This window comes from Pseudomonas sp. PA-7-1E (assembly GCF_021605325.1).
Lineage (GTDB): Bacteria > Pseudomonadota > Gammaproteobacteria > Pseudomonadales > Pseudomonadaceae > Aquipseudomonas > Aquipseudomonas fluorescens_BV.
The window spans coordinates 145877-170592 of record NZ_WKFA01000007.1; the positions used below are offsets into that span (position 1 = coordinate 145877).

The window sequence follows — 24716 nt, forward strand, 5'->3', positions numbered from 1 at the left end:
CTGCTCCAAGGACCCCGGATGCTTGAACTTGTCGCCGCCTTCATCTGCCTCACCACCCTGCTCACTTATGTGAACTTCCGCTTCATCGGCCTGCCGCCCACCATTGGCGTGATGGTCACCGCACTGTTGTTCTCGCTGATCCTGCAAGGCCTGAGCGTGCTCGGCTACCCAGGCCTGGAAGAACGTATCCAGCAGTTGATCGGCCAGATCGACTTCGGCGATTTGCTGATGAACTGGATGCTGTCGTTCCTGCTGTTCGCCGGCGCCTTGCACGTCAACTTGAACGACTTGCGCAGCTACCGCTGGCCCATCGGCCTGCTGGCAACCTTTGGCGTATTGATCGCCACCGTGGTCATCGGCAGCCTGGCGTACTACATCTTCGCCCTGTTTGGCTGGCACGTGAGTTTCCTTTACTGCCTGCTGTTCGGTGCCCTGATATCCCCTACCGATCCCATTGCGGTGCTCGGCGTGCTACGGACCGCCAATGCCTCCAAACCGCTGAAAACCACCATCGTCGGCGAAGCACTCTTCCCCCCATATGGCCGTATGGACAGACACCTGAACGTCCCGTTTTCATTGGCCTGCGTCTAAATAGGCACTGTCCATACGATATTTGGTTTCTATGGACACCCGTCGTTGTCTCAAGGTTGCGTGCATGCTTCCTCAATTCCCCACTGACTGCCTTTAAAAAATTAGCGCGTTGGTCACCGCTGCCCTACTGGCATCCAAGAGTGGTTTCTCGGATAAGCTCAGCAGGAAGCTTTGCTCTTTAGCGACCTCCCGAAGGAGACTGTCCATGGCCACGGAGAGATGCATCAAGCCGTTAAACTTGTCTTCCGTGTTAAATATAAAGCGAGATCCATCTGGCACTATCAGTCGCCTCGCTTCTTCCTTGTTGTTCCACAAGTAATCCAAATATCTTTGGGTCTCAGCTAATATCGCTAATTCATAGTAGGCGCCAACGGAGAGACTATGCATGTTGGCGTGGTACATTATTGAGGCAATATCAAAGCTGGAGATCGTTACAGCTTTTCCTTCCGCCTCGAGATCTGCCTTTATGTTTTTACATAATCTTATTGATTTGCGGAGCCCGCCACTCGTGGTTTCACATCGTTCTCGTATTTTTTTGATGTGCAGGAAAGGCCAGTTTTCAATCGTGGTGTTTTTATGCGAATCTAGGATGGTGACAGCACGGTCGTGTTTCTGACCAGATGCTTGATAACTAATAGTGTCATGCCAGTGGGAAGGCACGACATCAACTGGACGCGCTAACGACCCTCCTTGCAATTTAATGGCCTTGGAGCCAGAGGTGTCAATTGTCGCTGCGGGAAACGCATCGCGAAGAGCTTTACTAATTTCCCCCCTGCGAGCAGTCAACACGCCAACTGAGGTGCGTGAGGTCGGTGAACGATACTGACCCGATGTACTCATGTACCCACGCGCATCATAGGTATGAAAGTCAGCTTCTATCGCTAAAAGGTCGACATCACTGACCCCTCGAATATGGACATTAAGCGGTACTGAACCCTGTAGCTCGAATTCAAGATTGCCGCTTGTCCTCTTCGACAACTGGTTGCTAACCCGTTCTGCGGTTTCGATGCTGATGCGTGTGTAGGTAGGGTCTACCTCTTGCATAGCGCCTAAAGCAAATGTTGTATTCGGCTTGTCTTTAACCCTATGTTCCCACGCCTCTTTTGTAAGGCTTCGGTTCACGATGAAATCCTTCGCATCCATCGCGATTACAGCGGATCTATCAAGGCCCGAGCGTCTGGAGCGCAGACGATTGATTCGTTCGTTAATTGGTGTGTTCATTTTTTCTCCTAAGCTCCATTCGCCCATAGGTGGGCCGACCGTAACCGTTAAAATAGTCACCCTTTGCGCAATCTAGTGATTTAGCAAACAAAAGGTTTGCGCTGCCAACATGTCCCCGAAGCTCAGGTTCGCCGGGGTTAGGATCATTCTGGTAGTTATAAAGAAGGCGGTATCCGTCAGCTTCATCGTGAACCAATGCCGCAGTGATACTGTTGGAGCCTGATTGATGTGTCTTCAATCGCACTCTAATCTTGTCCCAAGTTTGACAAATATATACATCGGCTTGCCAAGAACGAATCGGATTTCCTTCGGTGTCCAGTGTTGTTCCAGTGCACTGCCACTCTCCCGAAAGATCAGGAACTTTTAGATATTTAACTGCCCAGCGCCATTTCCAAACTGTCTTATTGAATAGTGCGTACAGCAGGGCAAAAACTATACCTGCGCCAATTAGTGACAGGGCTGTCGGTGGAAGATTTACAGGCAGGTCATACTTTTTAGCCAAATCTTCAGCTGACAGCAGCAAAAAAACCGCAATGCCGGAAATCGCGCTTGCCAGTAGTGTCAAGTACCGGCCAATCAGAGCTCGATTTACCCCGCCCAATAGGCTGTATTCATGATCGTGAATCATTAGACGCAACCTTCATCAGACGCAACTTTGAATAGACTTAATGTCCCGGAAGCCCATTAACCTGCAGAAGATGGGCAGCAGCAAAGCCGCCCAGAGCTTCCGATGAGACTTCAAAAATTACTGGGTATGGCATACCGAGGAACACGTCCGGCAACCGTTCGACTGCTGGTAGGTGTTGCGAGCCTGGCGAACAGCGGTCACACAGGTGGTGTGATAGCCAAGATCAAGGCGGTTATGGAGTGCCGGCAAATAGATGCACGTACTGGTATGCACCTCGTGGTCACCATTGGTCTGTGCATTACGGTTCACGAAATACTGAGCCATTTTTACTCACCCCGCTCTTTGTTCGATTGGGCGAGTACCGAGGCCGCTAGGGTCTTGGTGGTGGCGTTGTACTTGTTGCTGTCGAGGACATGACTGGCTTTAGTCTCCATATCGGCACCGGTTTGCTTGCCGGTCGAAGCTTGAGCCATGGCCGACCCTGCCAATTCCTTCTGGATGGCCGAGGAGCTATCACTACGCAGGATTTTGGAGGCCAAGCTGGCCACGTGAGACGAAGTTTGTTTAGGATTTTTCGGCACGATTAGGTGCTCCTGTATCTAGAAAAAATCGAGTAGGCAGGAGCAACCCTTGAGCGGAAAGCCGAGCTGAATGGTTGACATCCAAAGTCGGTTTTTCTCTAATGCGCGTCCCACCAATGTCCGCATTGGCTCAGGGATTGGCGGGTATGTGTGCTCGGCGTCCAAACTTTGCACGCATACCCGCTGTGTTCACTGAAACCTCAGCCTCTCGCCAAAAACACAACATGTAGTGTTGTTGTCGAGATGACCTACAAGATAATGGGGTCAAAATGACATTGCAAGGCAACAAGCCTGTGGATAACTTGTGCGCAAATCAGTGGTTGGATCCACTTTGCCCCTGTATGCATGCCCAGCCCTTCTAAATCGCGGGCTACGACGTTTCGTTCTTGAAATATTTTGAAACACACTCATTTCGCATGTCTCTGTTCACTCTCGAACAGTGCCCCTCAGCGTTTAAAAGTGACAATCTAGTGGCGTCATTTCTTCGTTAAATCTAGTTTGGTTTTACCATCAGTTGCTGTTCTTGAACTCTTTCCACTGCCAGTAGGTGACGCTAAAAAACCGTCCATTGAAAACATTCGGGCGGGGTATTGCGGGGCTATTTCCTCTGACCTATGATCCCAATAGGCGGTGATGGTCGCCTGGCGCCTGTTTCGCGAAGCAATAGCCCATCTGTGACACCCTTCAGTTTTACATCGGCATGTCCCTAACCAGACGCTGCCCGGTGAACAGGCAATCGGACACCTAAGCGTCGTAGATTTAGGAACCATTGCCATGTCTGATTTTTCCCCGCTAAACATCTTTAAATCCCAAGCTAAACAGCTTGCTCGTGATCAGGGCCTGAAGCTTTCTGTCGCTCAAGAAACCCTTGTGCAAAAAGCGGGCTTCGCTGATTACCATGAGTTTTCTGTCGTCGCCCAACGGAACCTCAAGGATCCGCGTCTGATGTTGGCCGTTTTTGGGATCAAAGACTTTTCCCAAGCGATCCATGAGGATGATGTCTACGCCAACCTGGATCTAGAATTGGAGGATCAGCTCTCCGGCGCGATTGCGGATACCAATGCGAGTGGATTCACTATTGATGCTCTTGAAGTTGAAACCGCTGACTACAGCGACGCAACCGGGAAGCTTTCTTTAGAGGTTTCCCTGACCTACCAGGGGCAGCAAGATCAGGAGAGGATGTATCACGGTGCAGCGTTCTATCTCAAAGCCACGGTCGAATTGCTACGCCGTGATGGTATATGGCTGCTTGCTGAGAAAGGTGTGGTCATCTCCAGCGGTGAATCTGATGCTGACCGCGACCGTAGATCTGAGCAGGAGTATTGGGCAACCGTGGAAGAAGCCCGGAGTAGTAACCGGATGTCCATGGCTCAAGCGCTTGCTATTGAGCTGGGGATATCTGTCGATGACGCCGAGCTTTTGTCCGGAGCAGAGATCACGACTAACGAATCGGATGACGGGCTCGTATATAGCTACTGGATCAATCTCGAACCGGAAGCTGAAGGCGAGCTGAGAGCAGACCTGCTTGCGCGATTCGGCTCTCTGGAGTACGAGTTAGACCCAAACTTCTTCGATGATGTTGAGCACGAGTTCTGAAATCAATGAGGAAGTGGCCAGCTGAAAGCTGGCCATTCAAAACAACCTCACTCACATCTCTGCTCACAAAAAATGGCCCCTCTTTACCGGATTTACCTATCTTCTGGCCGACAGCCAGCAGATAGTGATCGACCTTTCGTGAGCGTTCCACGCAGCAGATTCTGCCAATGCGCTGAAGGGCTGTGTGAGCGCTTCGATCCTGTCCACGGGAGACACCATCGACGCTTCCCGTCGTAACAAGAAACCGGCCCGGTAGACCGGCTTCCTGAGTCATCTAAACTTTACGAACTGGGGATGAGCTTGCTGAAGGTAGTCTTTGACAAGACCCGTGATGAACTGATGGCCTTCATCAATCGTCATTGATACCTGCGCGGGCTGTTGCATCATTTCTTGAAAGCCGTGCCTAGCATCGAACCCGTTCAAACTGAAATTGTTGGCTGAACAGGTGAATTTCTTCTCTTTTCGCTTGCTTCTAAAAGCCTTTAGACCCTTCCGCCTTTCCCATGTCTCAAGAGTGTCCAGTATCTTGTAGTAGGTGATCCAACTGCTGTCTTGGTCGAGAAATTTGAGGAAGAGGTAAATATCCTCATGCTCAGCGGCCAGCATCATAAGGCTGATTTTCTGTGATGTGCCAAGAGCCTTCCTGAGATCATCGGCCCAAGCTTGGCTGGAGACAGCAGGCTTGGTAAGCATCCCCGGAATGTTCCTTTTTTCTTGCCTAGCGAGCTCGCCCCCCTCAAGCAGGATCTTGTAGATACTCAGCTTGTATGGTTCGCGCTCCAACAGCGTCGATGCACCATTGAAAAGACTCAAAAGCTCATAGGTGATCTGCCAGACTCCTTCCTGAGTTTGACCCTCGAACAGATTTGAATTAAATCGGAAGTCGTCGTTAGGGCAGTCGTTCCAGTCATCTACTCCCCCCCAGAGCCTGAAGTAATTGATGCTGTGCCCCCATGTGCAAAGCTGCCTGATCTCCTGCGGGTCGCCGTTGAGCAACACTTCCCAATCACCTTGCATTTGCATCAGATCCCCCCAAACTTGAGATCCAGATGCTAGCAAAAAAAGCAGTCAGTAACCGGCCCTCCTGGGCTCCCAAAGTTATCCGTAGCTGGCAACCGGAGATGATTGATCAAGAGCATCCCGTTTCCCGAAGCACATTGGATTGGATGCAAGCTATCTAACCGCGCACCTTGAAATCAGGCTTCGGTCTGGTGTTGTTTGGTTAGGTGAGATGCCAGCTGAGCAGTCATGGTGCAGGTCGCAGCTGGTGAGGGATGTGAAGCCTTCCTCTCATCGTAGTCTGCATTCCGTCGCTCAGCTTAATGTGCCCAAATAGGGTCATTAAGCCTAAAAATTGTGGTTAATGTGCCGTATTAGGGACATTAGCCTGGCTCGTCACACGGGGCATATCCACAGCATTCTGCGTCCAGACGGCGGTTAATACTCTTAGTCGCTAGGCTCATGGCGAGCCCAGCGCAACGTAGCTATCGACATGAATTGCCTAATAGCCAACGCACCACGTTCATTTCTGGCTTTCGACCCAGGCACGGTCAGCGCTGCCTCTACCTTGGCACGACTTGCTTCGTACATTGCAAATGCGTTGAACTCAGAATCAAGCAGTACCAAGAGCACAGTATCAAAGGGTTGTCGTAGATCAATTGCACCCATACGGCCCGTAATCTTTTGCGGGTTCAGGATACAGCGCCCCTTGATCTTGATTCTCGCGACGCCAACTTCCAGCGTCTCTGTAGCGTCGTAACCTGCCTGCCTTGCAGGATGTAGTAACAGGCCGAGTCTAGTGGCAGCTTCGTACTCTGCGATCTCGCCTGTCACGCCCAGCGGCTTGCCGGTCAGGCGATAGAATCTACGCGCGAGCACCTGGCCTCTTTCAAGATCTCTAGGATTTCATCCTGGATCAATGCAGCCTGCTGAGGTTCGTTGCCATGACTGAGCTCAGTCATCTGCAAACGCCTCGAGCGCAGTGAGCAGCTTGGCAAGCTCAGTCAGGTTGGCTGCAGTCACGATGTCATATTCTCCTCGACTACTCAGCCGATACACCTCTCGAGCCTTTTTGACACGTTCCAGCAGAGGGACGACTATGCCTGACGCCCTTTCCAGAAACTCGTTGATGTCAGCCCGTGTCTGAGGAATTTTGTAGCCTTTGGCCGCGCTTGTGATAATCACGTCCGAATCGCGAAGCTTGGCGATGCCGCTGGAGCGGATCCTCTGGTCGTTGATATCTCCGAAGCCGCTATCTTTTAGGTGGCCGACTATTTCTGCGGTTGGCACGTAGTCTTTGGTGACGAATTCGCTTTGGAATCTCAGGAACCGCAAGATGCTCAGCTGCAGGCGCTCATCCTCATTAGGGTGCTCACCAGCCCGTTCGCTAAAAAGGTCAGCCTGGCGGAGAGCTTCTTGGTGTACCTGGTAGTCTGCATACCCAGATTCATCCGCCGGCGGCGGCAGAAGAGACTGGTACTTGGATGGCCACTCAAGCATTCCAAGGGTCAGGCTTCGTAGAATCTTTTTGTAGGCAAGAACTGCTTCTTCCGATGCTTTCTCTTCGTAGATCTGAGCGACTGAGCCAGCAAAAAAATCTGCAACCTGAACCAAGACGTTGTCCTTACTGGCCATCGTCTGGAAGGCATCCTTATCGCCAAATAGATCGTCCACGAATCGTTCTGCAACGTAGCTTTTGAGGCTCTCCTGAAATTCCTGGCCACCATGTTCGTCTACGACCATCTGGAGGTCAGGGTATGCGCGGAACAAACGTTCATAGAGCAACCCGTTCACGTATTTTATGAACGAGGTCTTGATACGGAGGCCGCCGTCTTTGTGAATTCGAGACTTATCAACGACGGTGAAATAGAGCTTGAATGGCAGCTCAGCTAGCTCGTTGAGGATTCGGGCACGGCGATCTGAATCTTTGGGCTTCAGATTGCTAGATTTGATCTCGCCTGTTTGAAAATGACGCATGCGGAGTGCTTCAGCTTGGGCATAAGCAGCTTCCAGATCTTTCTCTGCCACCAGAATGGAGCACACGATGAAGAAGCCCGAGCTTCCTCCCTTTGACGTATCAAGGTCGGAATTCCCGGACTCATCCACGAATGCATACGTTCTGTCCATGAGCTTGCTCCATCAACAACGTACTGAGTGCGGTGGGTCGCCCAATGGCAAGGTGGCGAACTTAGTTCGTCGCAGTGGTACTGCCTGGAGCGGGGCCTTCGCTGAACGTGTAGTTGATGACCACGTCATTTCGGATCAAGACGTCGAGAGTTTTCTGGGTGCCCCTAGTCGTCACCTTCATGGTGACCACGTAGCTTTGAGCATGGGCTGAGCCATTGGTGTAGGTGTAGATCCACTTTTCGTCAGTCTCGCTGACTGCGCTCTTGGCGTAGGGCTCACCAAACAGGGACTTCAACTCGGTAGTCGTCGTTTTGCCTTTGGTGATGCTAGCTACACTGGCCGACGGAAAGTCTCGTCCTGCGGTGTAGTGGGACGTAGCGCAACCGCCGAGCGCGACACACACACCCATTACTGCGATGAGCTTTTTCATATCCTTCCTTGATCGTAGAAAGCTTTAAATCTAGCTGGCATCGAGGCTAAAAGCCATCACCAAGGTGATCAGCTACTTTCGTGCATTCGCAGATAATGCTTTGCACATGTAGCAAGCCGAGCCAGGGCAAAGCCCCCTGAACTGCTCCGTCTGAGAAATAAGAGGTGGCGCAGAGCCTTGTTGATTTACTGCATAGCCCTGCTGCTTAAAAAAGCCTGAAGCAGTTGTTGTCAGCAAATGAAATCGAGCGATTCCCTGCTCGGCGGCTTTCGCTTCAATGACCCGAAGCACCGCGACACCGACCCCCTTCGATCTGAATGTCGACACTACGACCAGAGAACGCAACAACCCGTCCGTACCATGCGTTTCGAATCCTCCCCATGCGACCGTCTCGCTATCCAGTGTGAACTCAAAAAAGGTTCGGCCTGGAAGATCAATATCGCCTGCTGGAAGGTCAGCAGATTTCAGTGCATCGCGAAAGCGCTGCGACTGCCCTCCGGCTATTTCCGTTGCCTGGATCATCATACCCCCTCCCTCCTCTGATCACCGTTATGCCGACACGCATGGAACGTTAGAGCACATGCCGAAACAGCAGACATCATATTCGCTTTACCGAATATTCGCCAAAGCGTATATTCGATTTTCCATATGCGTCGAGTTCCACAATGAGCCCTGCTATCAAAGTGCTTTTCGTGTGCGTTGCCAACTCAGCCCGCTCCTTGCTTGCAGAGGCTTTGCTGCGGCACACCGACCCGCGCTTCGAGGCCTTCAGCGCAGGGTCTGAACCGTCTGAGGTTGATCCGCGCACGACTCAGGCATTGGAGGCAGTTGGAGCCGATGCAACGGGCCTGCGCAGCAAGTCCCTCAGCGAGTTTCAAGCTGATCGATTCGATTACGTAATCACTCTTTGTGATAAATCCGCAAGCGAGTGCCTACCAATGCCTAATGCAGGTGAAATCATTGCCTGGGATTTTCCTGACCCAGTAACCAGCGATGATCCTGGCGCATTTCGCCACACGCTCCACGACATCCACGAGCGCATCAAGCTCTTCGTTTTGGTCAAGACCAAACACCTGGAGGATCTGTGACAGAACCTATGAACCCCACCACCTTATTCAAGTGCCTGGCGGATGACACCCGAGCAAAAATTTCGCTGCTTGTCGTGAGTGAAGGTGAGCTGTGTGTTTGCGAGCTAACGGCAGCACTCGACCTGAGTCAGCCAAAGATTTCTCGTCATTTGGCGCTGCTGCGCTCTGCCGGTTTGCTGTTGGATCGTCGCCAAGGCCAATGGGTGTACTACCGGCTGAATCCTGATTTGCCCACGTGGGTGACTGCAGTTTTGAAGGAAGTGGTAGACGCCAATCAGCAATGGCTGGAAACCGAGGCTAAGCGCCTCTGCGGCATGAACGACCGTCCGATCAACCAAGCCGTGTGTAGCTGATTCACGCCCAACCGGATTAATGAAATGCTGATTGCCGTATTGATCTTTATCGCCACCATCGTCCTTGTCATCTGGCAGCCCAAGGGGCTTGGGGTGGGCTGGAGTGCGATGTTCGGTGCCATCGTGGCGTTGCTGGCAGGTGTCGTTACCCTTGCCGACATACCAGAGGTTTGGCGCATTGTCTGGAATGCCACTGGGACTTTCATCGCGGTCATCATCATTAGTCTGCTGCTTGATGAGGCAGGTTTTTTCAAGTGGGCTGCGCTGCATGTGGCCCGATGGGGAGGCGGGAGCACCCGCAAGCTGTTCGCATTTATCGTCCTGCTGGGCGCAGCGGTGTCGGCCCTGTTCGCCAATGACGGAGCAGCATTGATCCTCACACCCATTGTGATCGCGATGTTGCTGGCGTTGCGTTTTTCTCCTGCGGCCACTTTGGCATTCGTCATGGCAGCTGGTTTTATCGCCGATACGGCGAGCTTACCGCTGGTGGTTTCCAACCTGGTCAACATCGTCTCTGCCGACTACTTCGATATCGGCTTCAACGAATATGCTTCGATCATGGTGCCGGTAAACATCGTCAGCGTGGCGGCGACATTAGCCATGCTGTTATGGTTTTTCCGCAAGGATTTACCAAAGACGTATGACCTCAACCAACTGGACAATCCGGACGAGGCAATCCACGACCGGGCCACTTTCGTAGCTGGCTGGTGGGTGTTGGCACTACTCCTGATCGGCTTCTTTGTCATTGAGCCACTGGGGGTGCCAATCAGCGCCATTGCAGCAGTCTGTGCATTCATTCTTTACATCATCGCGGCTCGTGGTCACGCCATCAATACAAGCAAGGTACTCAAAGAGGCGCCATGGCAGGTAGTGATCTTTTCTTTGGGTATGTACCTGGTTGTTTATGGTCTGAAGAACGCCGGTCTGACCGACCACATTGCACAGATCCTGAACGTGTTCGCCGGTTATGGCGTTTGGGGCGCGTCCCTTGGTACAGGGCTGCTAACAGCGTTGCTGTCTTCGATCATGAACAACATGCCCACCGTTCTGGTAGGTGCCTTATCCATTCATGCCGCTGAAGTCGATGGTGTAGTCCAGCAAGCGATGGTTTACGCCAACATCATCGGCTGCGATTTGGGCCCGAAGATCACTCCAATTGGGAGCTTGGCAACTCTGTTGTGGCTGCACGTGCTCGCCCGGAAAAACATAACGATCAGTTGGGGTTACTACTTCAAGACTGGGATCGTGCTGACCGTACCCATCCTCGTCGCCACATTGTCCGCCCTGGCACTGCGCCTCAGTTTCTGAATCAAGGAATCGTCTGATGAAAGTCTTGTTCATGTGCACCCACAACAGCTGCCGCAGCATTCTGTCCGAGGCGCTTTTCAACCACTTGGCGCCCGAGGGTGTAGAAGCAGTCAGCTCAGGAAGCTTTCCCAGTGGCCGGGTGAATCAACGGGCATTGCAAACGCTGGAGGCGGCGGGTATCTCCACGGCGGGCTTGAGCAGCAAGGCTTCGGATGCTTTTGAAGGCTCACCTCCAGACATCGTGATCACTGTCTGTGACCGGGCAGCGGGTGAGGCATGCCCAATCTTCTTTGGGCCAGCTTTGAAGGCGCATTGGGGTCTGGCCGACCCGTCTGACGCTAGCGGTTCGCAAGCCGAGATCACCGCAGCGTTTGAAACCACACTCGCCAAAATTCACGAGCGCGTGAGCGCGTTTCTTGCGCTGCCACTGAAGACCATCAGCGCTGAACAGTTGAAAGCTGAACTGAACCGCATCGGTTCGCTTTAAAGATCAACCGAGGCGGCACCCAACCAGGCGCCGCCTTAGGAGTTTATATGCAAGACACATTGCCGAACGTACACGCCGACCTGATCGACATTCCGTCGCTGGAGCAACTGTCGCCTCGCACGCCTTCGCTCCATAAACCTCGCATTCTTCTGCTGTATGGATCAACGCGAGAACGCTCATTTAGCCGATTAGTCACGCAAGAGGCGGCACGCCTGCTGAATGAGTTTGGTGCTGAAACCAAGATCTTTGACCCAGCGGGTCTGCCGCTGCCGGATGACGCTCCCGACACACATCCCAAGGTCGCTGAGCTGCGCGAGCTGATGCAATGGTCTGAGGGGCAGGTATGGTGCTCCCCTGAGCGTCACGGCTCCATGAGTGCAGTATTCAAAGCCCAAATTGACTGGGTTCCGCTGGCGATAGGTGCTGTACGACCTACGCAAGGAAAGACCCTTGCAGTGATGCAGGTATGCGGTGGCTCGCAATCTTTCAACGTGGTTAATCAGCTGCGCGTACTGGGCCGATGGATGCGGATGTTCACCATCCCAAACCAATCTTCGGTTGCCAAGGCATTTACCGAGTTCGACGAGGCAGGTCGTATGAAGCCGTCCTCGTACTACGACCGTCTCGTGGACGTGATGGAAGAGCTGATGAAGTTCACCCTGCTTTTGCGGGATCGCCAGGATTATTTGGTTGATCGGTACTCCGAGCGTAAAGAGTCCGCCGAAGAGCTTTCCAAACGCGTCAACCAGCGCTCCATCTAACGTCATTACGAGGAAGCGATATGAGCCAGATCACGATCTACCACAACCCAGAATGCGGCACCTCTCGCAACACCTTGGAGTTGATCCGTAACAGCGGGGAAGAACCGACGGTTATCGAGTACCTGAAGACCCCGCCTGATCGCACCACACTTGCAAGGCTCATCGGGGATATGGGTATCGGGGTGCGGGCTCTTTTGCGTATCAAAGGAACTCCGTACGAAGAGCTGGGATTGGGTGAAGCTTCGCTGACGGACGAACAGCTCATCGATGCCATGATGGCTCACCCTATCCTGATCAATCGCCCCATCGTCGTGACGCCTTTGGGGACGCGTTTGTGTCGTCCGTCAGAAGCTGTGCTCGATTTGTTACCGCAAGAGCAGCATGGGAGTTTCGCCAAAGAGGACGGCCAAGTGGTCATTGATGAGCACGGTCGCAGAGTCTGATACGACGACGGTGAGGTGCCGCGATTGAGCCTGGAGGATGCTGGTGAGTCAGAATTCGAAACTTGATGTTGTGGTCATTGGCGGTGGTCAATCAGCGCTCACAGTCGCCTATTTTTTGAAGCGGTCAGGCTTGTCTTACGTGCTGCTCGATGCGGAGTCGGCACCAGGAGGAGCCTGGCGGCATGGCTGGGACTCGCTGCGACTCTTCTCTCCATCGGCGTGGAGCTCGATTGCGGGCTGGCCGATGCCTGCCGTATCAGAAGAAACGCCTCAACGTGATGATGTTATCGACTATCTGACTCTGTACGAGCGTCGATATGACTTCCCCATCATCCGATCCACCAGGGTGACCCGTGTCGAGAAAATCGAAGAAGGATTACGGGTTGTCTCCGGGGATAGATACTGGGATGCCAAAGCAGTTATCAGTGCAACAGGCACCTGGAGCCGCCCATTTACCCCAAGCTATCCCGGACAGGAGTTGTTCGTAGGGCAGCAGCTTCATTCCGCTCATTACGTTGGGCCGGATGAGTTTGAGGGGAAAACCGTCCTTGTCGTGGGTGGCGGCAACTCGGGAGCCCAGATTTACGCCGAGGTATCTAAAGTGGCTCAGGCAACCTGGGTGACTCAAGAGGCTCCAAAGTTTCTACCTGATGAGGTTGATGGGCGCGTCCTGTTCGAACGAGCTACTGCTCGATTGAAGGCGCAACAGGAAGGTGTGGAGCCTGAACAACCCGCTGGGGGGCTGGGCGACATCGTAATGGTGCCATCGGTGAAGGACGCTCGTGAACGCGGTGTATTGAGCGCAGTACGGCCATTCACGCACTTCACTTCAACAGGCGTTGTCTGGTCATCAGGAGGCGAAACAACGGCGGATGTCGTCATCTGGTGCACTGGGTTTTCCCCAGCGCTCGACCACCTAAACAGCTTGGGCATTGTAGGCCAGGATGGCAAAGTGGCTGTGAACGAAAACCGGAGTGTTGCTTCACCCAATCTGTGGCTGGTGGGTTACGGCGATTGGACGGGGCTCGCCTCTGCGACATTGATCGGAGTAACCCGCACCGCTCGAGATGTAGTCAAGCAAGTGCAAAGCTATCTCATAAGCGAATCCTAGTGGCTCGCAACGCAAATCGAGTGAGCCTACTGTAATGCGACTTCCAGCTGGGGGAAGAGAATAGGCTCCAGTGGCGGAGTTGCCTGGCACAGTCCGAGCCGCCAGTAGCCGACGTCGTGCCATTTCCCAAGCTTGAAGCCAACCTCCGGATATGTACCGATATGGACGAATCCCAGCGACTCGTGCAGACCCACACTGCCTTCATTGGGCTGAGCAATTCCAGCGTAAGCTGCGCGAAATCTCTGTTTTTCAAGTATAGGAAGCAAAGTCTCATAAAGCTTACGGCCAACGCGCTGTCGGCGAGCCGATTCAGCTATGTATACCGTCACGTCCACCGCCCACCTGTAGGCCGGACGTGCGCGGTGCTGGCTGGCATAGGCGTAGCCCTTGATCTCCCCACCGTCTTCGGCCACAAGGTAGGGATATGTCTGAAGCGTTGTAGCTATTCGCTGAGCGATTTCCTCAGCGCTTGGCGGAATCTCTTCGAAGGAGATCGCTGTTTTAGAAACGATGGGGGCGTAAATGCGCTGTATGGCTACAGCATCTGCTACCGCCGCCGTACGGATTTTCAAAGCCATGTATGTCGTCCCTGATTCGAAAGCTGAACATTACCCTTTTTAGATCAGCCTTGGACATGCTCGAGATAGAGAAATGTTACGGGCGCTGCCATTCGCCTAAGTAGGGCAGATGGGGCGTCTGCAACGATTTGGTCGGAACTACGTCCACATACTTGCATTTCTTCTTAGTAGCCTTTAGAGCCGCTTGCCCAGCAATCAACGAGATCAACGTATCAGCCTAGTGAATCAACTCAATAATTTCCCCTCAAACCCATCCCCAACCGGAGAGTGCACATCGAACTACGAGACGCTTTTCGATACCATCATATTGTTTACTGGGTTTGCTCCAACGCTCCATCATCTGGGCAATCTACGAATCGCTGGTAATGACGCCAAAGTCGTCGTGTATGAAATTCGAAGTGTCGCCTCATTTGATCTGTGAATGGTGGCTTATGGAGATTGGGCGGAGCTTGCCTGGTCTACATTGATCGAATTAACACTCGCCGCTCTGAATATAGTGAAGCAAGTGAAAATACCTCACTGGGTGATGGCGAAAGCACTCATATGCAATGCGAATACCCTATAAATGATTTACTAGGTTATTACTTGGTAAGCGCTAATTTAAAATTTCTATATGTTCAAATGAAGCATGCCCTAAATCCTATTTCGGTCGACGCCTCCGCATAAATCCTCAATGCTCACATTCAGAAACATAATATCTAAAATAGAAGGCCAGCCTTCTCGAGCTACATTGAATTGCCCGACGAACGGTGCTCAAGCTCGCGTGGCGATTGACGACATTGCTGATAATTCACACGAGGCTCTAATTATGATACTGCGCAAACTCAACCTTGCTCCGCGCTCGGCTCTATGCTTTGGTTTCTTTTGCCTTATGATTATTGCACTTGGGATCATCGCCCTTAAGCAGACGTCAAGTTTGAAGGATTCTGAAAGTTTCGTTGAAACGAATGTTGTTCCCAGCATATCCATACTTGGGATAATTGACAGGGAGTTTGTAAGCATCAGAGGTAGCAACGCACGGTTGCGCAACCCTGTAGAGCCCGCAAGTCGCAAAACTCAAGCTCTAGAGGAATTAAATAAGGCTAGAGTTAATATCCAGAATTCGCTGACGAATTTGCAACCTCTAATCGTAACCCCGATAGGCAAGCAGAAAATTGATGAGCTTTCAAAAAGCCTTGCCAGCTATCAAACTGTTCAAGATCAATACTTATCTCTAATTTCCTCAGGAAGTTTAGATGAGGCAGTCAAGCTTTCCAGCGAGTCGATGAAACAATCTGCTGATGCTGTTGAAGGCCATATCGAAGAAATGATAGACGTTAATAATAACAAAGCTAAACGAGCCGGGGAGGAGGCGAGTCAAACTTATGAGCAAGCTAAGTTAATCGTTGGGGCATTTATATTGATAAGTACCTTGGCAGCTATTGCACTGGCCTTGATGTACACCCGGAGTATTACCAGCCCGATCAGCCAATTACTAGCTATTGCCGAGCGCATTGCTAAAAACGATCTCACCGGAGTTATCGAAGCTCAAGGACACGATGAGGTGGCTAGACTTATGCGAGCTTTAAGTGTAATGCAGCATGGTCTACGAAATACCCTTTCTTTGATATCTGATTCCTCCAACCAGTTGGCTTCGACGTCTGAAGAAATGCATGCTGTCACCGAAGACGCAAATAAAGGCATGCTGCGTCAAAATAACGAAGTTGAAATGGCAGCCACTGCCGTCACTGAGATGAGTGCAGCGGTAGAAGAGGTAGCTAGAAATGCCTCGCAAGCCTCTGAAGCAGCCAATCGATCCAACTCCGCCGCGTTGGCTGGTCGTGCACGCGTCGATGAAACCGTGCAGGCCATCAGCCTGATGGTCGCAAATGTTGAAGACGCATCCCAAGAGGTACAAGGGCTCGCCGTAATGGCCACCGACATCAGCAAGGTTTTGGATGTGATACGCGCTATCGCCGAACAAACCAATCTTCTTGCGTTGAATGCGGCTATCGAAGCCGCTCGTGCGGGTGAGGCGGGTCGAGGCTTCGCAGTAGTCGCTGATGAAGTCCGAGCTTTAGCTCATCGTACTCAGCAATCAACCAGTGAAATTGAGCAGATGATCAGCTCAATTCAAAAAGGCACTGGGTCTGCTGTGTCTGCAATGACTCACACAAACACCCAAGCCCAGAAAACACTGGACACTGCTCAAGGCGCTGGTTCCGCGTTGGTGGAGATTACCGAATCTATCGACAATATTACTGAGCGCAACGTTTTGATTGCGACCGCATCGGAGGAGCAGGCTCAGGTTGCAAGGGAGGTAGATCGCAGCCTGGTGAGTATCCGTGATCTTTCAAATCAAGCGGCAGAGGGCTCAAGTCAGACAGCTATTGCAACGTCCGAACTCACAAAACTAGCGGTCGAGTTGAACAGGCTGGTAAAGCAGTTTCAAATGTAGTTATAGCCCTCTTTACTGGAGCGTTACGTGCATAAACTATCAATTTTTATCAGGTAGTTCGCAACTTTCAAGTGGGGTTTAGGTGCTCCGGGCCTGCGGAGCACCGGTAGCTCGACTCTTTGATATCCGCCGTGGGATTGCCATCCTGTAGAAGTAGAACGTATCTGGGATTGATGAGCAGGCTGAGTTGGAGGATCGCTGGAGTCACTCACGCTGAGCTTAACAGTGTGTTGCAGTCAACGTCTGCTTGAGCGCGGTCGCAAAAATTGTGGGCACAGCGACTACCCAAAATTCGAGGCAAGCACATATCTGTTTAACCGACCTCAAAACTCTATGCTGAGTAACCATCCGAGAAGACCTCCCACCAGGACGACCAACCATGGAGGAACCTTCCAGAACATCAAAGCCACAAGCGCTATCAGCGCCAAGCCAAAGTCTGTAGGAGTCAATATGGCGCTCGTCCAGACTGGATTATACAAGGCTGCCAGGAGAAGACCTACAACTGCTGCGTTTACGCCTGAAAGTGCGGCTTGGGTGCGTAAGCTTTTCCGCAGTTGCTCCCAAAATGGCAACACGCCGATTACGAGCAAGAACGAAGGAGCAAAAATTGCAACGACGCACGCGGTAGCCCCGAGCCAACCAGAAGGTTGGGCATTCATGGACGCGCCAAGAAATGCTGCGAATGTAAAAAGCGGGCCTGGTACGGCCTGTGCTAAACCATATCCGGCAAGAAACGTGTCATTGGCTACCCATCCGTTCGGTACGGTAGCTGACTGAAGCAACGGCAGCACAACGTGCCCACCTCCGAAAACTAATGACCCAGTACGGAAAAAGACGTTTACCACAGCTAACGCTTGAGAGGGCCACACTTGAACCAGTAATGGCAAGCCAGCTAACAGGCCGAAGAACAGCAGCAATAACACCGCACCGACTTTCCTGCTCACCGATATCGGCAAAGACTCCGTAGTTTGGCTCTGATGGGTTTTGAAGAGCATCAATCCTATGACGGCACCGAAGAAAATCACGCCAATCTGCCCCCAAGCATGCGGCCAAAGCAGTGCAGCATAAGCAGCAAACACGGCGACGGCTATTCGAGGGGCATCAGTGCAAAGACTACGGCCCATTCCCCAGACGGCTTGAGCAACGACAGCCACTGCAACAATTTTAAGACCATGTAAAAGACCGCTCGGAAGAGCCCGTCCCCACGAGGACATGCCCTGAGCGAATAAAACCAGGATTGTTGCCGAAGGCAATGTGAAGCCTGCCCACGCAGCTACTGCTCCAGGAACCCCGGCACGAGATAGTCCTAAACCTATTCCAACCTGGCTACTGGCGGGCCCCGGTAAGAACTGGCACAGAGCAATCAAATCCCCATAACTACGCTCGCTCAGCCATTGGCGTCGAGCGACAAATTCTTCGCGAAAGTAAGCTAGATGTGCAATCGGGCCTCCGAAGGAGGTGAGCCCTAGGCGCAGAAACACCAGAAAAACCGCCCAAGGGGAGTCAGTCGTGACGGCCTTTACACTATCTTCGGCTGCCAATATCCATCCCTCCCAAAATGACTGCTGCACAAAACCAAATACTTTGGAGCCAACGGTATATAGGCTAACCGATGGCCTTCCTTAGGCATACGCGGCTAGCCCTGCGAGTGGATCAGAACTTGGTTTCATAATGATGTACCAACTCAGCGAAAACCAGTTCGAGCTCTAAGCGGGTCTCGCGAGATGCTTACCGCTTTCACCGTTGCCACCCGTAACAGAGCCATACTTGCAAATTAGACGTTGCTCAAAAACCAACTCTTCAGCTACCTCTCTTTTAGCATTAAATGTTCGTGGAGCTTGACACTGGGTCGCGATCAAGGGTGGATTTACTGTATACTGCCTGCTCTGCATACCCTTGAGCTACAGGAACACTCGCATGACTGTACTCCAAACGATCTACTGGCAGCCTACGCCGCCTTAGCGCTACGCCCCCTCGCAACATCCTGCTTCCGCTAGCCTCGCTCGCGGGTGCGCACTGCTGTACGCCTGGTTTTACACCTTAAGCACACAGCAAAAAATCCTCAAAATTTGAATTTGTATCGATTCGCTCGCCGTTCCCTTGGCGTGCGCGATGCTTTGCCTTGGATATTTTCTATGCTGCAAAAACTTAGACAAACGTGGTTTTCCAATGTCCGTGGCGACGTGCTCGCGGGGTTAGTGGTCGCACTCGCGCTTATCCCTGAAGCAATTGCCTTTTCCATCATCGCCGGTGTAGACCCCAAAGTCGGTCTCTACGCCTCATTCTGTATCTGTGCTGTCATCGCCTTTGTCGGTGGGCGCCCCGGAATGATCTCGGCGGCTACCGGCGCCATGGCACTGCTCATGGTTACGTTGGTTAAAGAGCACGGACTTCAGTATTTGCTGGCCGCGACCCTTCTATGTGGCGTACTTCAAATCCTTGCCGGCTACCTGAAGCTTGGCTCGTTGATGCGGTTCGTTTCACGGTCGGTAGTCACCGGTTTCGTAAACGCATTGGCGATCCTGATTTTCATGGCGCAGTTGCCGGAACTTACGAATGTCACCTGGCGCGTCTACGCCATGACGGCAGCGGGCCTCGGGATCATCTACCTGTTCCCATACGTACCGAAGATCGGCAAGCTGATTCCGTCACCGTTGGTGTGCATCCTGACGCTGACTGCCGTCGTCATTTACCTCGGTTTGGATATCCGCACCGTCGGTGACATGGGCCAACTGCCGGATACGTTGCCGATTTTCCTTTGGCCCGAAGTGCCGCTGAACTTTGAAACCCTGCGCATCATTTTCCCGTACTCGGCTGCCTTGGCCGTAGTGGGTCTACTCGAGTCAATGATGACCGCGACCATCGTCGACGACCTTACCGATACCACCAGCAACAAAAACCGCGAGTGCAAAGGCCAGGGTGTGGCCAACATCGCTGCCGGCATGCTTGGCGGCATGGCAGGTTGCGCCATGATCGGCCAGTCGATCATCAACGTGAAATCTGGTGGCCGCACCCGTCTCTCGACATTGTGTGCCGGCGTTTTCCTGCTGCTGATGGTGGTATTTCTTGGCGAATGGCTCTCCAAAATCCCTATGGCGGCACTCGTGGCTGTGATGATCATGGTGTCCATCGGCACCTTTAGCTGGGATTCTTTGCGTAATCTGAAAGAGCATCCGCTGTCGACCAACCTTGTCATGGTGGCGACCGTCGTGGTCGTCGTGGCTACTCACAACCTGGCCTACGGCGTACTGGTAGGTGTGCTGCTAGCTTCGCTGTTTTTTGCCAATAAGGTTGGGCACTACCTGGATATCAAGAGCACTCTGGAAGAGACGGAATCGCATCGGACTTACCACGTCGTGGGCCAGGTGTTCTTTAGCTCTGCGGACAAGTTCACTGAAGTTTTTGACTTCAAGGAAGCTCTCAACAAAGTCACCATCGATCTCACACAGGCGCATTTCTGGGATATCACCGCCGTCGCAGCCCTAGATAAGGTCGTGATCAAGTTCCGACGTGAAGGGGCTGAGGTTGAAGTGCTAGGTCTCAATGATGCCAGCGCAACAATCGTTGACCGCTTCGGCGTTCATGACAAACCCGGTGCCATCGACAAGCTCATGAGCCACTAAGGAGAACAACAATGACCCACGTAATGGCGTGCATTGATAACTCACAATCCTCACTGGCGGTCTGCGATTACGCAGCATGGGCCTCGCAACGACTCAGCGCTCCCCTGACCTTGCTTCATGTGCTGGATAAGGAGAAATATCCTGCATCCACTGACCTCAGCGGCAATATCGGTCTCGGTAGCAGAGAACATCTACTGGAGGAGTTGGCCACGCTGGATGCGCAGCGTGCAAAACTGGCCTTGGAGCATGGGCAGCACATGCTTGAAAAAGCTCGCGAGCGAACAGTCATCTCTGGCGCCATGTCACCTGATCTGAAGCAGCGCCACGGCCATCTCGTCGAGAGCCTGAGCGATCTCCAAGACGACATTCGATTGCTGGTGATTGGAAGAGTCGGTGAGGACAGCGCGCGCAGTGCCCAAAGTCTTGGCAGCCAGATTGAAGCGGTAGTCCGAACTATCCACCGCCCCATCCTGATTACAACCAGCCATTTCAGAAAACCTGAAACGGTCATGGTGGCATTTGACGGCAGCGCTGCAGGCCACAAGACCGTACAGATGCTTGCTTCAAGCCCGCTATGCGAGGGCCTGCCAATTCATATCGTCATGGTTGGTACGGACTCTGAAGAAAATCAAAACGAGCTGGAGAAAGCACGAGCCACACTTGCCTCTTCTGGCCTGCTAGTGCATGCCGAGATCCACCCAGGCGAAGTAGAGTCGGTACTGCATGCGTATCAGGCAGAGCATGGCATTGACCTCCTGGTCATGGGTGCGTACGGGCACTCACGCATCAGGCAGTTTCTTGTAGGCAGCACGACCACGACGATGCTGCGGACATCCACTTTACCCGTATTGCTGCTTCGCTGAGCCAGTGCCACTGGCCACAGTATTTCCAGAATTGCGGAAATGCCGTGGCCACCCTGGACGATGACTAACTGATCTTGCGGTAACGAAACTACATGCAACTCATAACTGAAATTGTTCACCCCGAGCTGAAATCCAAACAGGGCAGAGTATTCCGTCGACATGCAGCACGCGGCATCGTGATGCGGGATGAACAGATCCTGTTGCTGTTCACCGAGCGCTATAACGACTTCAGCTTTCCTGGAGGCGGTCTTGATGGTGACGAGAGCATTGTCACAGGCTTGAAGCGTGAGCTTGAGGAAGAGACTGGTGCCCGTGAAATACAGGTGCTCCAGCACTACGGTTACATCGAGGAGTACCGGCCCTATTGGAAGCCACAGTACGATCTGATGCACATGACCTCGCATTTTTATCAATGCGAAGTCGCGCCCCAGCTAGCGCCCGTAAGAATGGAAAGCCACGAAATCGCTAATGGTATGCGGCCTGTCTAGATCAACCTGCATGAAGCCATAACGCATAATGAAGCCGTGATGCAGCGTCAGGAGTCATCGATGGGGCAGTTCATTCAGCGCGAAACGTTCATGCTGAAAAAAATCGCGTCCGAGTTGATGCCGCCAATCAGCCTTTGAGGGGATATTTCAGCAACTTGTGGCGTAAAGCACGATGACCTCGCTTCGCGAGACGATGTTCCGGCCACAGGATTTCTGTCAGGGAGAAACTCCGTGGCCGGCTCGCTTACGCTTATTTAGAAACCGTGGCGGCGACAATGGCGGGCGCAGCGCTGCGTCGCAAAATCAGGACTCCACCGATTGCAGCCAGGGTCGAACCAATCAACACGCCGACTTTTACCTCATCGATCAGGTGAGCTGATCCAGCAAACGCCAGGTTTCCGATGAACAGGCTCATGGTGAAGCCGATGCCACACAAGAGCGCAACGCCGTAAAGCTGTGCCCAATTGCTGCCTTCCGGCAGTTTGGCCAAGCCCATACGAATGGCCAGAGCAGCCAATAGGAAGATGCCAATCTGCTTGCCCACCAACAAGCCGAGCGCAACACCCAGCGGAACCGGATCGACTAGGTTTTCCATCGAAATACCGGCCAATGAAACACCCGCATTGGCGAAGCCAAAAATCGGCACCACAGCGAACGCTACCCACATATGCAGCTTTTCTTCTAGGAACAGCAGTGGAGACCGGGCTTCCTCTTCAGGCTTACCCATTGGAACGCACAGCGCTACAGCGACACCCGCAAGGGTGGCGTGCACTCCCGATTGCAGCACGAAGAACCACAGCACACCACCTACCAGCAGATACGGGAACAATCGTCTGACGCCCAATCGATTCATTGCGATCAGAATGGCCAAGGTTGCAAGCGATGCCAGCAACATCGGCATGGAAAGACCAGAGGTGTAGAAAAAGGCAATGATGACTACAGCACCCAGGTCGTCAATGATCGCCAAGGCGGCGAGGAAGACCTTCAGCGACGTAGGGACTCGCCTCCCCAGCAACGACAAGACGCCCAAGGCGAATGCGATGTCGGTAGCGGCTGGGATAGCCCACCCCTTCAAAGTCTCAGAATTACCCCAGTTGATTGCGATGTAGATCAGCGCAGGCACAACCATGCCACCTAAAGCACCAAACCCCGGCAGGGCGCGCTGGCCCCAAGTAGAAAGCCCACCTGCCAGAACCTCTCTTTTGATCTCTAGGCCGACCATCAGGAAGAAGATGGCCATGAGGCCATCATTGACCCAATGCTCCACAGACATGCCCAACCAGACACTGTGCAAGGCGGCAAAATAACCTTGCGAGAGAGGCGAGTTCGCCACGATTAGGGCCGCGAGTGCTGCGCCCATCAGTACAAGACCGCCAGCGGATTCCGACGATAGGAAGCGAGCCAGAATCGCGGCTGCTCTAGGGGTTTCTGCGGGAGCTCTACTATGAGTCATCAGTGTCCTTGCGCTTTGATCCAAAGCGATTATTTTAACATCCGAGGTTTACCAGCGCGGCAGGGCACATAGCCTGTAACGATTTACACCGAGCCTTAATCAGCCTTCAGTGTGTTCCCAGGCACGGGCTCGCTCATGAAACGTAGGAGCGCGCTCCAAGCACATAGCCTCACTAGGCGAGCGAGCATCGATCCTTCTTTACAGGCGTGTGGCTCCTCGGATATTTGATGATTGAAGCAACTGAGGCCCAGCATAAATGCACGCACCTCAGCGCGATCCTACGACAGTGGCATTTGAATCTGGAGTAAGCCTATTTGGGGATATACGCCGCTACCGACTTGCGAATCTCTTCCCGCGCCTCATCCGCGCTCCCCCAACGCCCCATCTTCACCCACTTACCCGGCTCCAATGCTTTGTAGTTTTCGAAGAAGTGCTGGATCTGTGCGAGGAGTAACGCAGGGAGGTCTGAGCACTCTTTCACGTCGGTGTACATTGAACTAAGTTTTTCATGAGGCACTGCGATCACCTTGGCATCCGCACCAGCTTCATCCGTCATGTAGATCACACCAACCGGGCGACTGCGGATGACAACTCCAGGTGAGACGGGATATAGGCAAACCACCAGGACGTCCAGCGGATCGCCATCGTCGCTCAGCGTGTTCGGGATAAACCCGTAGTTGGCCGGGTAGAACATCGGCGTGCTGAGGAAGCGGTCAACAAAAATTTGTCCGCTCGGCTTGTCCACTTCGTACTTAATCGGCAAGTGGTTTGCAGGAATCTCGATAACGGTGAAAAAGTCATCGGGGATGGCGTTGCCAGCTGGGATGTCCGCGTAGCTCATGTTCATAGCTCCGAAGTTGTGGAGGGTGTTGAGCTGGAAGGTGTTTTTCCAAGGGTGCCCATCTCGATTGGCGTCTTCGTGAAAAACACCGATATTTCCTCAGAGTCCAATCGTTTGAACAATCGTTTTGCCTCATCTTCCGTGATTGCAAAGCGAATCTCCGTGGGTTGATCCGCCAGCTCAAAAAAGTGCGATGAATGCAGTTTTCCTGTGTGCCCAAACCCTTCGATTCCGGTGCAGAGCGTGGCGCCTCGCAACCCCATTTCTTTAGCCACGTCGACGATCCATTCGCCTAGCATCTTTCCCTGATAACGACGGTTTTGTTGGGTGAAGAAAACGACCATATAGCCTTTCATTTCTATCTCCTCAGCGAGTACCAATCATTTGGTAGGACAGAAGCCCGGCAGCGGTCATCGCTAACGAGCCTGCAACGTGCAACGAAATTGAGCCAAGCGCCCATACCAGTCTGCCCTCCTGAATCAAGGCAACCGTTTCGGCTGAAAATGTAGAGAAGGTAGTAAGCCCACCACAGAAGCCCGTGATGATCAGGAGACGCCACTCTGGACTAAGGGTAGGGGAAGCGTAACCGTCCGGCCATGTCATCTACCCAGCCCCGCAAAGCCAAGACATCGTGTGCACTCAAATTTAAGTGAGCACCAGATCTAGCCTTTTAAACGGGTATTTCATGCAGCCAACACTCGGTTCCTAT

General features: G+C 52.7%; 24 protein-coding genes and 4 pseudogenes. 14 read left to right on the forward strand and 14 right to left on the reverse strand.

Going from position 1 to position 24716, the window contains the following annotated elements; translation table 11 throughout:
* Positions 1 to 18: 18 nt before the first annotated feature.
* Positions 19 to 531, forward strand: a pseudogene (locus GIW79_RS07240) (cation:proton antiporter domain-containing protein); the annotation flags it as partial.
* Between the two features lie 153 nt (positions 532 to 684).
* Here the strand turns inward: GIW79_RS07240 and GIW79_RS07245 are convergent.
* From GIW79_RS07245 to GIW79_RS07255, 3 genes are all read right to left on the reverse strand, one after another.
* Positions 685 to 1812, reverse strand: coding sequence for a hypothetical protein (locus tag GIW79_RS07245; RefSeq protein WP_095023257.1), 1128 nt, complete (start codon positions 1810 to 1812; stop codon positions 685 to 687).
* Positions 1796 to 2440: a Cap15 family CBASS effector gene (locus tag GIW79_RS07250; RefSeq protein WP_095023256.1), complete on the reverse strand. Its 645-nt coding sequence runs from the start codon at positions 2438 to 2440 to the stop codon at positions 1796 to 1798. The genes GIW79_RS07245 and GIW79_RS07250 overlap by 17 nt, the downstream gene beginning before the upstream one ends.
* Positions 2441 to 2766: 326 nt before the next feature.
* Positions 2767 to 3021: a hypothetical protein gene (locus GIW79_RS07255; protein ID WP_011167585.1), complete on the reverse strand. Its 255-nt coding sequence runs from the start codon at positions 3019 to 3021 to the stop codon at positions 2767 to 2769.
* 774 nt (positions 3022 to 3795) lie between these two features.
* Here GIW79_RS07255 and GIW79_RS07260 point away from each other — a divergent pair.
* Entirely contained in the window at positions 3796 to 4617 is an 822-nt protein-coding gene (locus tag GIW79_RS07260; protein WP_070414817.1) for a hypothetical protein, read from the forward strand.
* Between the two features lie 270 nt (positions 4618 to 4887).
* On the opposite strand, the gene GIW79_RS07265 is transcribed toward GIW79_RS07260, so the two are convergent.
* The 5 genes from GIW79_RS07265 to arsN2 all read right to left on the reverse strand — a co-directional run bounded on the left by GIW79_RS07265 (position 4888) and on the right by arsN2 (position 8698).
* Positions 4888 to 5640: a hypothetical protein gene (locus GIW79_RS07265; protein WP_153338151.1), complete on the reverse strand. Its 753-nt coding sequence runs from the start codon at positions 5638 to 5640 to the stop codon at positions 4888 to 4890.
* Between the two features lie 423 nt (positions 5641 to 6063).
* Positions 6064 to 6495, reverse strand: a complete 432-nt coding sequence (locus tag GIW79_RS07270; protein ID WP_227496826.1) for a hypothetical protein — start codon at positions 6493 to 6495, stop codon at positions 6064 to 6066.
* Between the two features lie 75 nt (positions 6496 to 6570).
* Positions 6571 to 7743, reverse strand: a complete 1173-nt coding sequence (locus tag GIW79_RS07275) for a DUF3800 domain-containing protein (RefSeq protein ID WP_131670581.1) — start codon at positions 7741 to 7743, stop codon at positions 6571 to 6573.
* A gap of 61 nt (positions 7744 to 7804) precedes the next feature.
* On the reverse strand, positions 7805 to 8173 hold the full coding sequence (locus tag GIW79_RS07280) for a hypothetical protein (RefSeq protein ID WP_131670582.1): 369 nt from the start codon (positions 8171 to 8173) through the stop codon (positions 7805 to 7807).
* Positions 8174 to 8245: 72 nt separating this feature from the next.
* Entirely contained in the window at positions 8246 to 8698 is a 453-nt protein-coding gene (gene arsN2 / locus GIW79_RS07285) for an arsenic resistance N-acetyltransferase ArsN2 (RefSeq protein WP_131670583.1), read from the reverse strand.
* Positions 8699 to 8838: 140 nt separating this feature from the next.
* On the opposite strand from arsN2, the gene GIW79_RS07290 reads away from it, so the two are divergent.
* From GIW79_RS07290 to GIW79_RS07320, 7 genes are read left to right on the forward strand one after another with little or no spacing between them, the layout of a single operon-like run.
* Positions 8839 to 9261 carry an arsenate reductase ArsC gene (locus GIW79_RS07290; RefSeq protein WP_131670584.1) on the forward strand — a complete coding sequence of 141 codons (423 nt, stop codon included), beginning with the start codon at positions 8839 to 8841 and terminating at the stop codon, positions 9259 to 9261.
* A gap of 8 nt (positions 9262 to 9269) precedes the next feature.
* The gene (locus GIW79_RS07295) at positions 9270 to 9614 is read left to right on the forward strand and encodes a metalloregulator ArsR/SmtB family transcription factor (protein ID WP_007247283.1); all 345 of its coding nucleotides are present in this window, start codon (positions 9270 to 9272) and stop codon (positions 9612 to 9614) included.
* Between the two features lie 24 nt (positions 9615 to 9638).
* Positions 9639 to 10922, forward strand: a complete 1284-nt coding sequence (locus GIW79_RS07300; protein ID WP_131670585.1) for an arsenic transporter — start codon at positions 9639 to 9641, stop codon at positions 10920 to 10922.
* Positions 10923 to 10938: 16 nt separating this feature from the next.
* Positions 10939 to 11409 (forward strand): arsenate reductase ArsC, encoded by a 471-nt coding sequence (locus GIW79_RS07305; protein ID WP_131670586.1) that lies wholly within the window; start codon positions 10939 to 10941, stop codon positions 11407 to 11409.
* A 47-nt stretch (positions 11410 to 11456) separates the two neighbouring features.
* Complete coding sequence (gene arsH, locus GIW79_RS07310) at positions 11457 to 12170, forward strand: arsenical resistance protein ArsH (RefSeq protein ID WP_131670587.1); 714 nt, start codon at positions 11457 to 11459, stop codon at positions 12168 to 12170.
* 20 nt (positions 12171 to 12190) lie between these two features.
* A complete protein-coding gene (arsC, locus tag GIW79_RS07315; protein WP_131670588.1) occupies positions 12191 to 12613 on the forward strand; it encodes an arsenate reductase (glutaredoxin) in 423 nt (140 codons plus the stop codon).
* A gap of 37 nt (positions 12614 to 12650) precedes the next feature.
* Positions 12651 to 13724: an ArsO family NAD(P)H-dependent flavin-containing monooxygenase gene (locus GIW79_RS07320; RefSeq protein ID WP_131670589.1), complete on the forward strand. Its 1074-nt coding sequence runs from the start codon at positions 12651 to 12653 to the stop codon at positions 13722 to 13724.
* 26 nt (positions 13725 to 13750) lie between these two features.
* On the opposite strand, the gene GIW79_RS07325 is transcribed toward GIW79_RS07320, so the two are convergent.
* Positions 13751 to 14302, reverse strand: coding sequence for an arsinothricin resistance N-acetyltransferase ArsN1 family B (locus GIW79_RS07325; RefSeq protein ID WP_131670590.1), 552 nt, complete (start codon positions 14300 to 14302; stop codon positions 13751 to 13753).
* Between the two features lie 808 nt (positions 14303 to 15110).
* Here GIW79_RS07325 and GIW79_RS29765 point away from each other — a divergent pair.
* Positions 15111 to 15881 (forward strand): annotated as a pseudogene (locus GIW79_RS29765) (MCP four helix bundle domain-containing protein); the annotation flags it as partial.
* Between the two features lie 129 nt (positions 15882 to 16010).
* A complete protein-coding gene (locus tag GIW79_RS29770) occupies positions 16011 to 16739 on the forward strand; it encodes a methyl-accepting chemotaxis protein (RefSeq protein WP_442968582.1) in 729 nt (242 codons plus the stop codon).
* A 323-nt stretch (positions 16740 to 17062) separates the two neighbouring features.
* Here GIW79_RS29770 and chrA read toward each other — a convergent pair whose 3' ends face one another.
* Entirely contained in the window at positions 17063 to 18283 is a 1221-nt protein-coding gene (gene chrA, locus GIW79_RS07335; protein ID WP_372242223.1) for a chromate efflux transporter, read from the reverse strand.
* A gap of 591 nt (positions 18284 to 18874) precedes the next feature.
* On the opposite strand from chrA, the gene GIW79_RS07340 reads away from it, so the two are divergent.
* The 3 genes and pseudogenes from GIW79_RS07340 to GIW79_RS07350 all read left to right on the forward strand — a co-directional run bounded on the left by GIW79_RS07340 (position 18875) and on the right by GIW79_RS07350 (position 21851).
* A complete protein-coding gene (locus GIW79_RS07340) occupies positions 18875 to 20362 on the forward strand; it encodes a SulP family inorganic anion transporter (protein WP_131670592.1) in 1488 nt (495 codons plus the stop codon).
* Positions 20363 to 20373: 11 nt separating this feature from the next.
* Positions 20374 to 21225: a universal stress protein gene (locus tag GIW79_RS07345; RefSeq protein WP_131670593.1), complete on the forward strand. Its 852-nt coding sequence runs from the start codon at positions 20374 to 20376 to the stop codon at positions 21223 to 21225.
* Between the two features lie 92 nt (positions 21226 to 21317).
* Positions 21318 to 21851, forward strand: a pseudogene (locus tag GIW79_RS07350) (NUDIX hydrolase).
* A gap of 112 nt (positions 21852 to 21963) precedes the next feature.
* Here GIW79_RS07350 and nhaA read toward each other — a convergent pair.
* The 4 genes and pseudogenes from nhaA to GIW79_RS07370 form a co-directional block, all read right to left on the reverse strand.
* The gene (nhaA, locus tag GIW79_RS07355; RefSeq protein ID WP_106115699.1) at positions 21964 to 23166 is read right to left on the reverse strand and encodes a Na+/H+ antiporter NhaA; all 1203 of its coding nucleotides are present in this window, start codon (positions 23164 to 23166) and stop codon (positions 21964 to 21966) included.
* Between the two features lie 310 nt (positions 23167 to 23476).
* Positions 23477 to 24007, reverse strand: coding sequence for an inorganic diphosphatase (gene ppa, locus GIW79_RS07360; RefSeq protein WP_131670594.1), 531 nt, complete (start codon positions 24005 to 24007; stop codon positions 23477 to 23479).
* A gap of 2 nt (positions 24008 to 24009) precedes the next feature.
* A complete protein-coding gene (locus GIW79_RS07365; protein WP_131670595.1) occupies positions 24010 to 24363 on the reverse strand; it encodes a DUF190 domain-containing protein in 354 nt (117 codons plus the stop codon).
* A gap of 10 nt (positions 24364 to 24373) precedes the next feature.
* Positions 24374 to 24589: pseudogene (locus tag GIW79_RS07370) on the reverse strand (CrcB family protein); the annotation flags it as partial.
* Between the last annotated feature and the right edge of the window lie 127 nt (positions 24590 to 24716).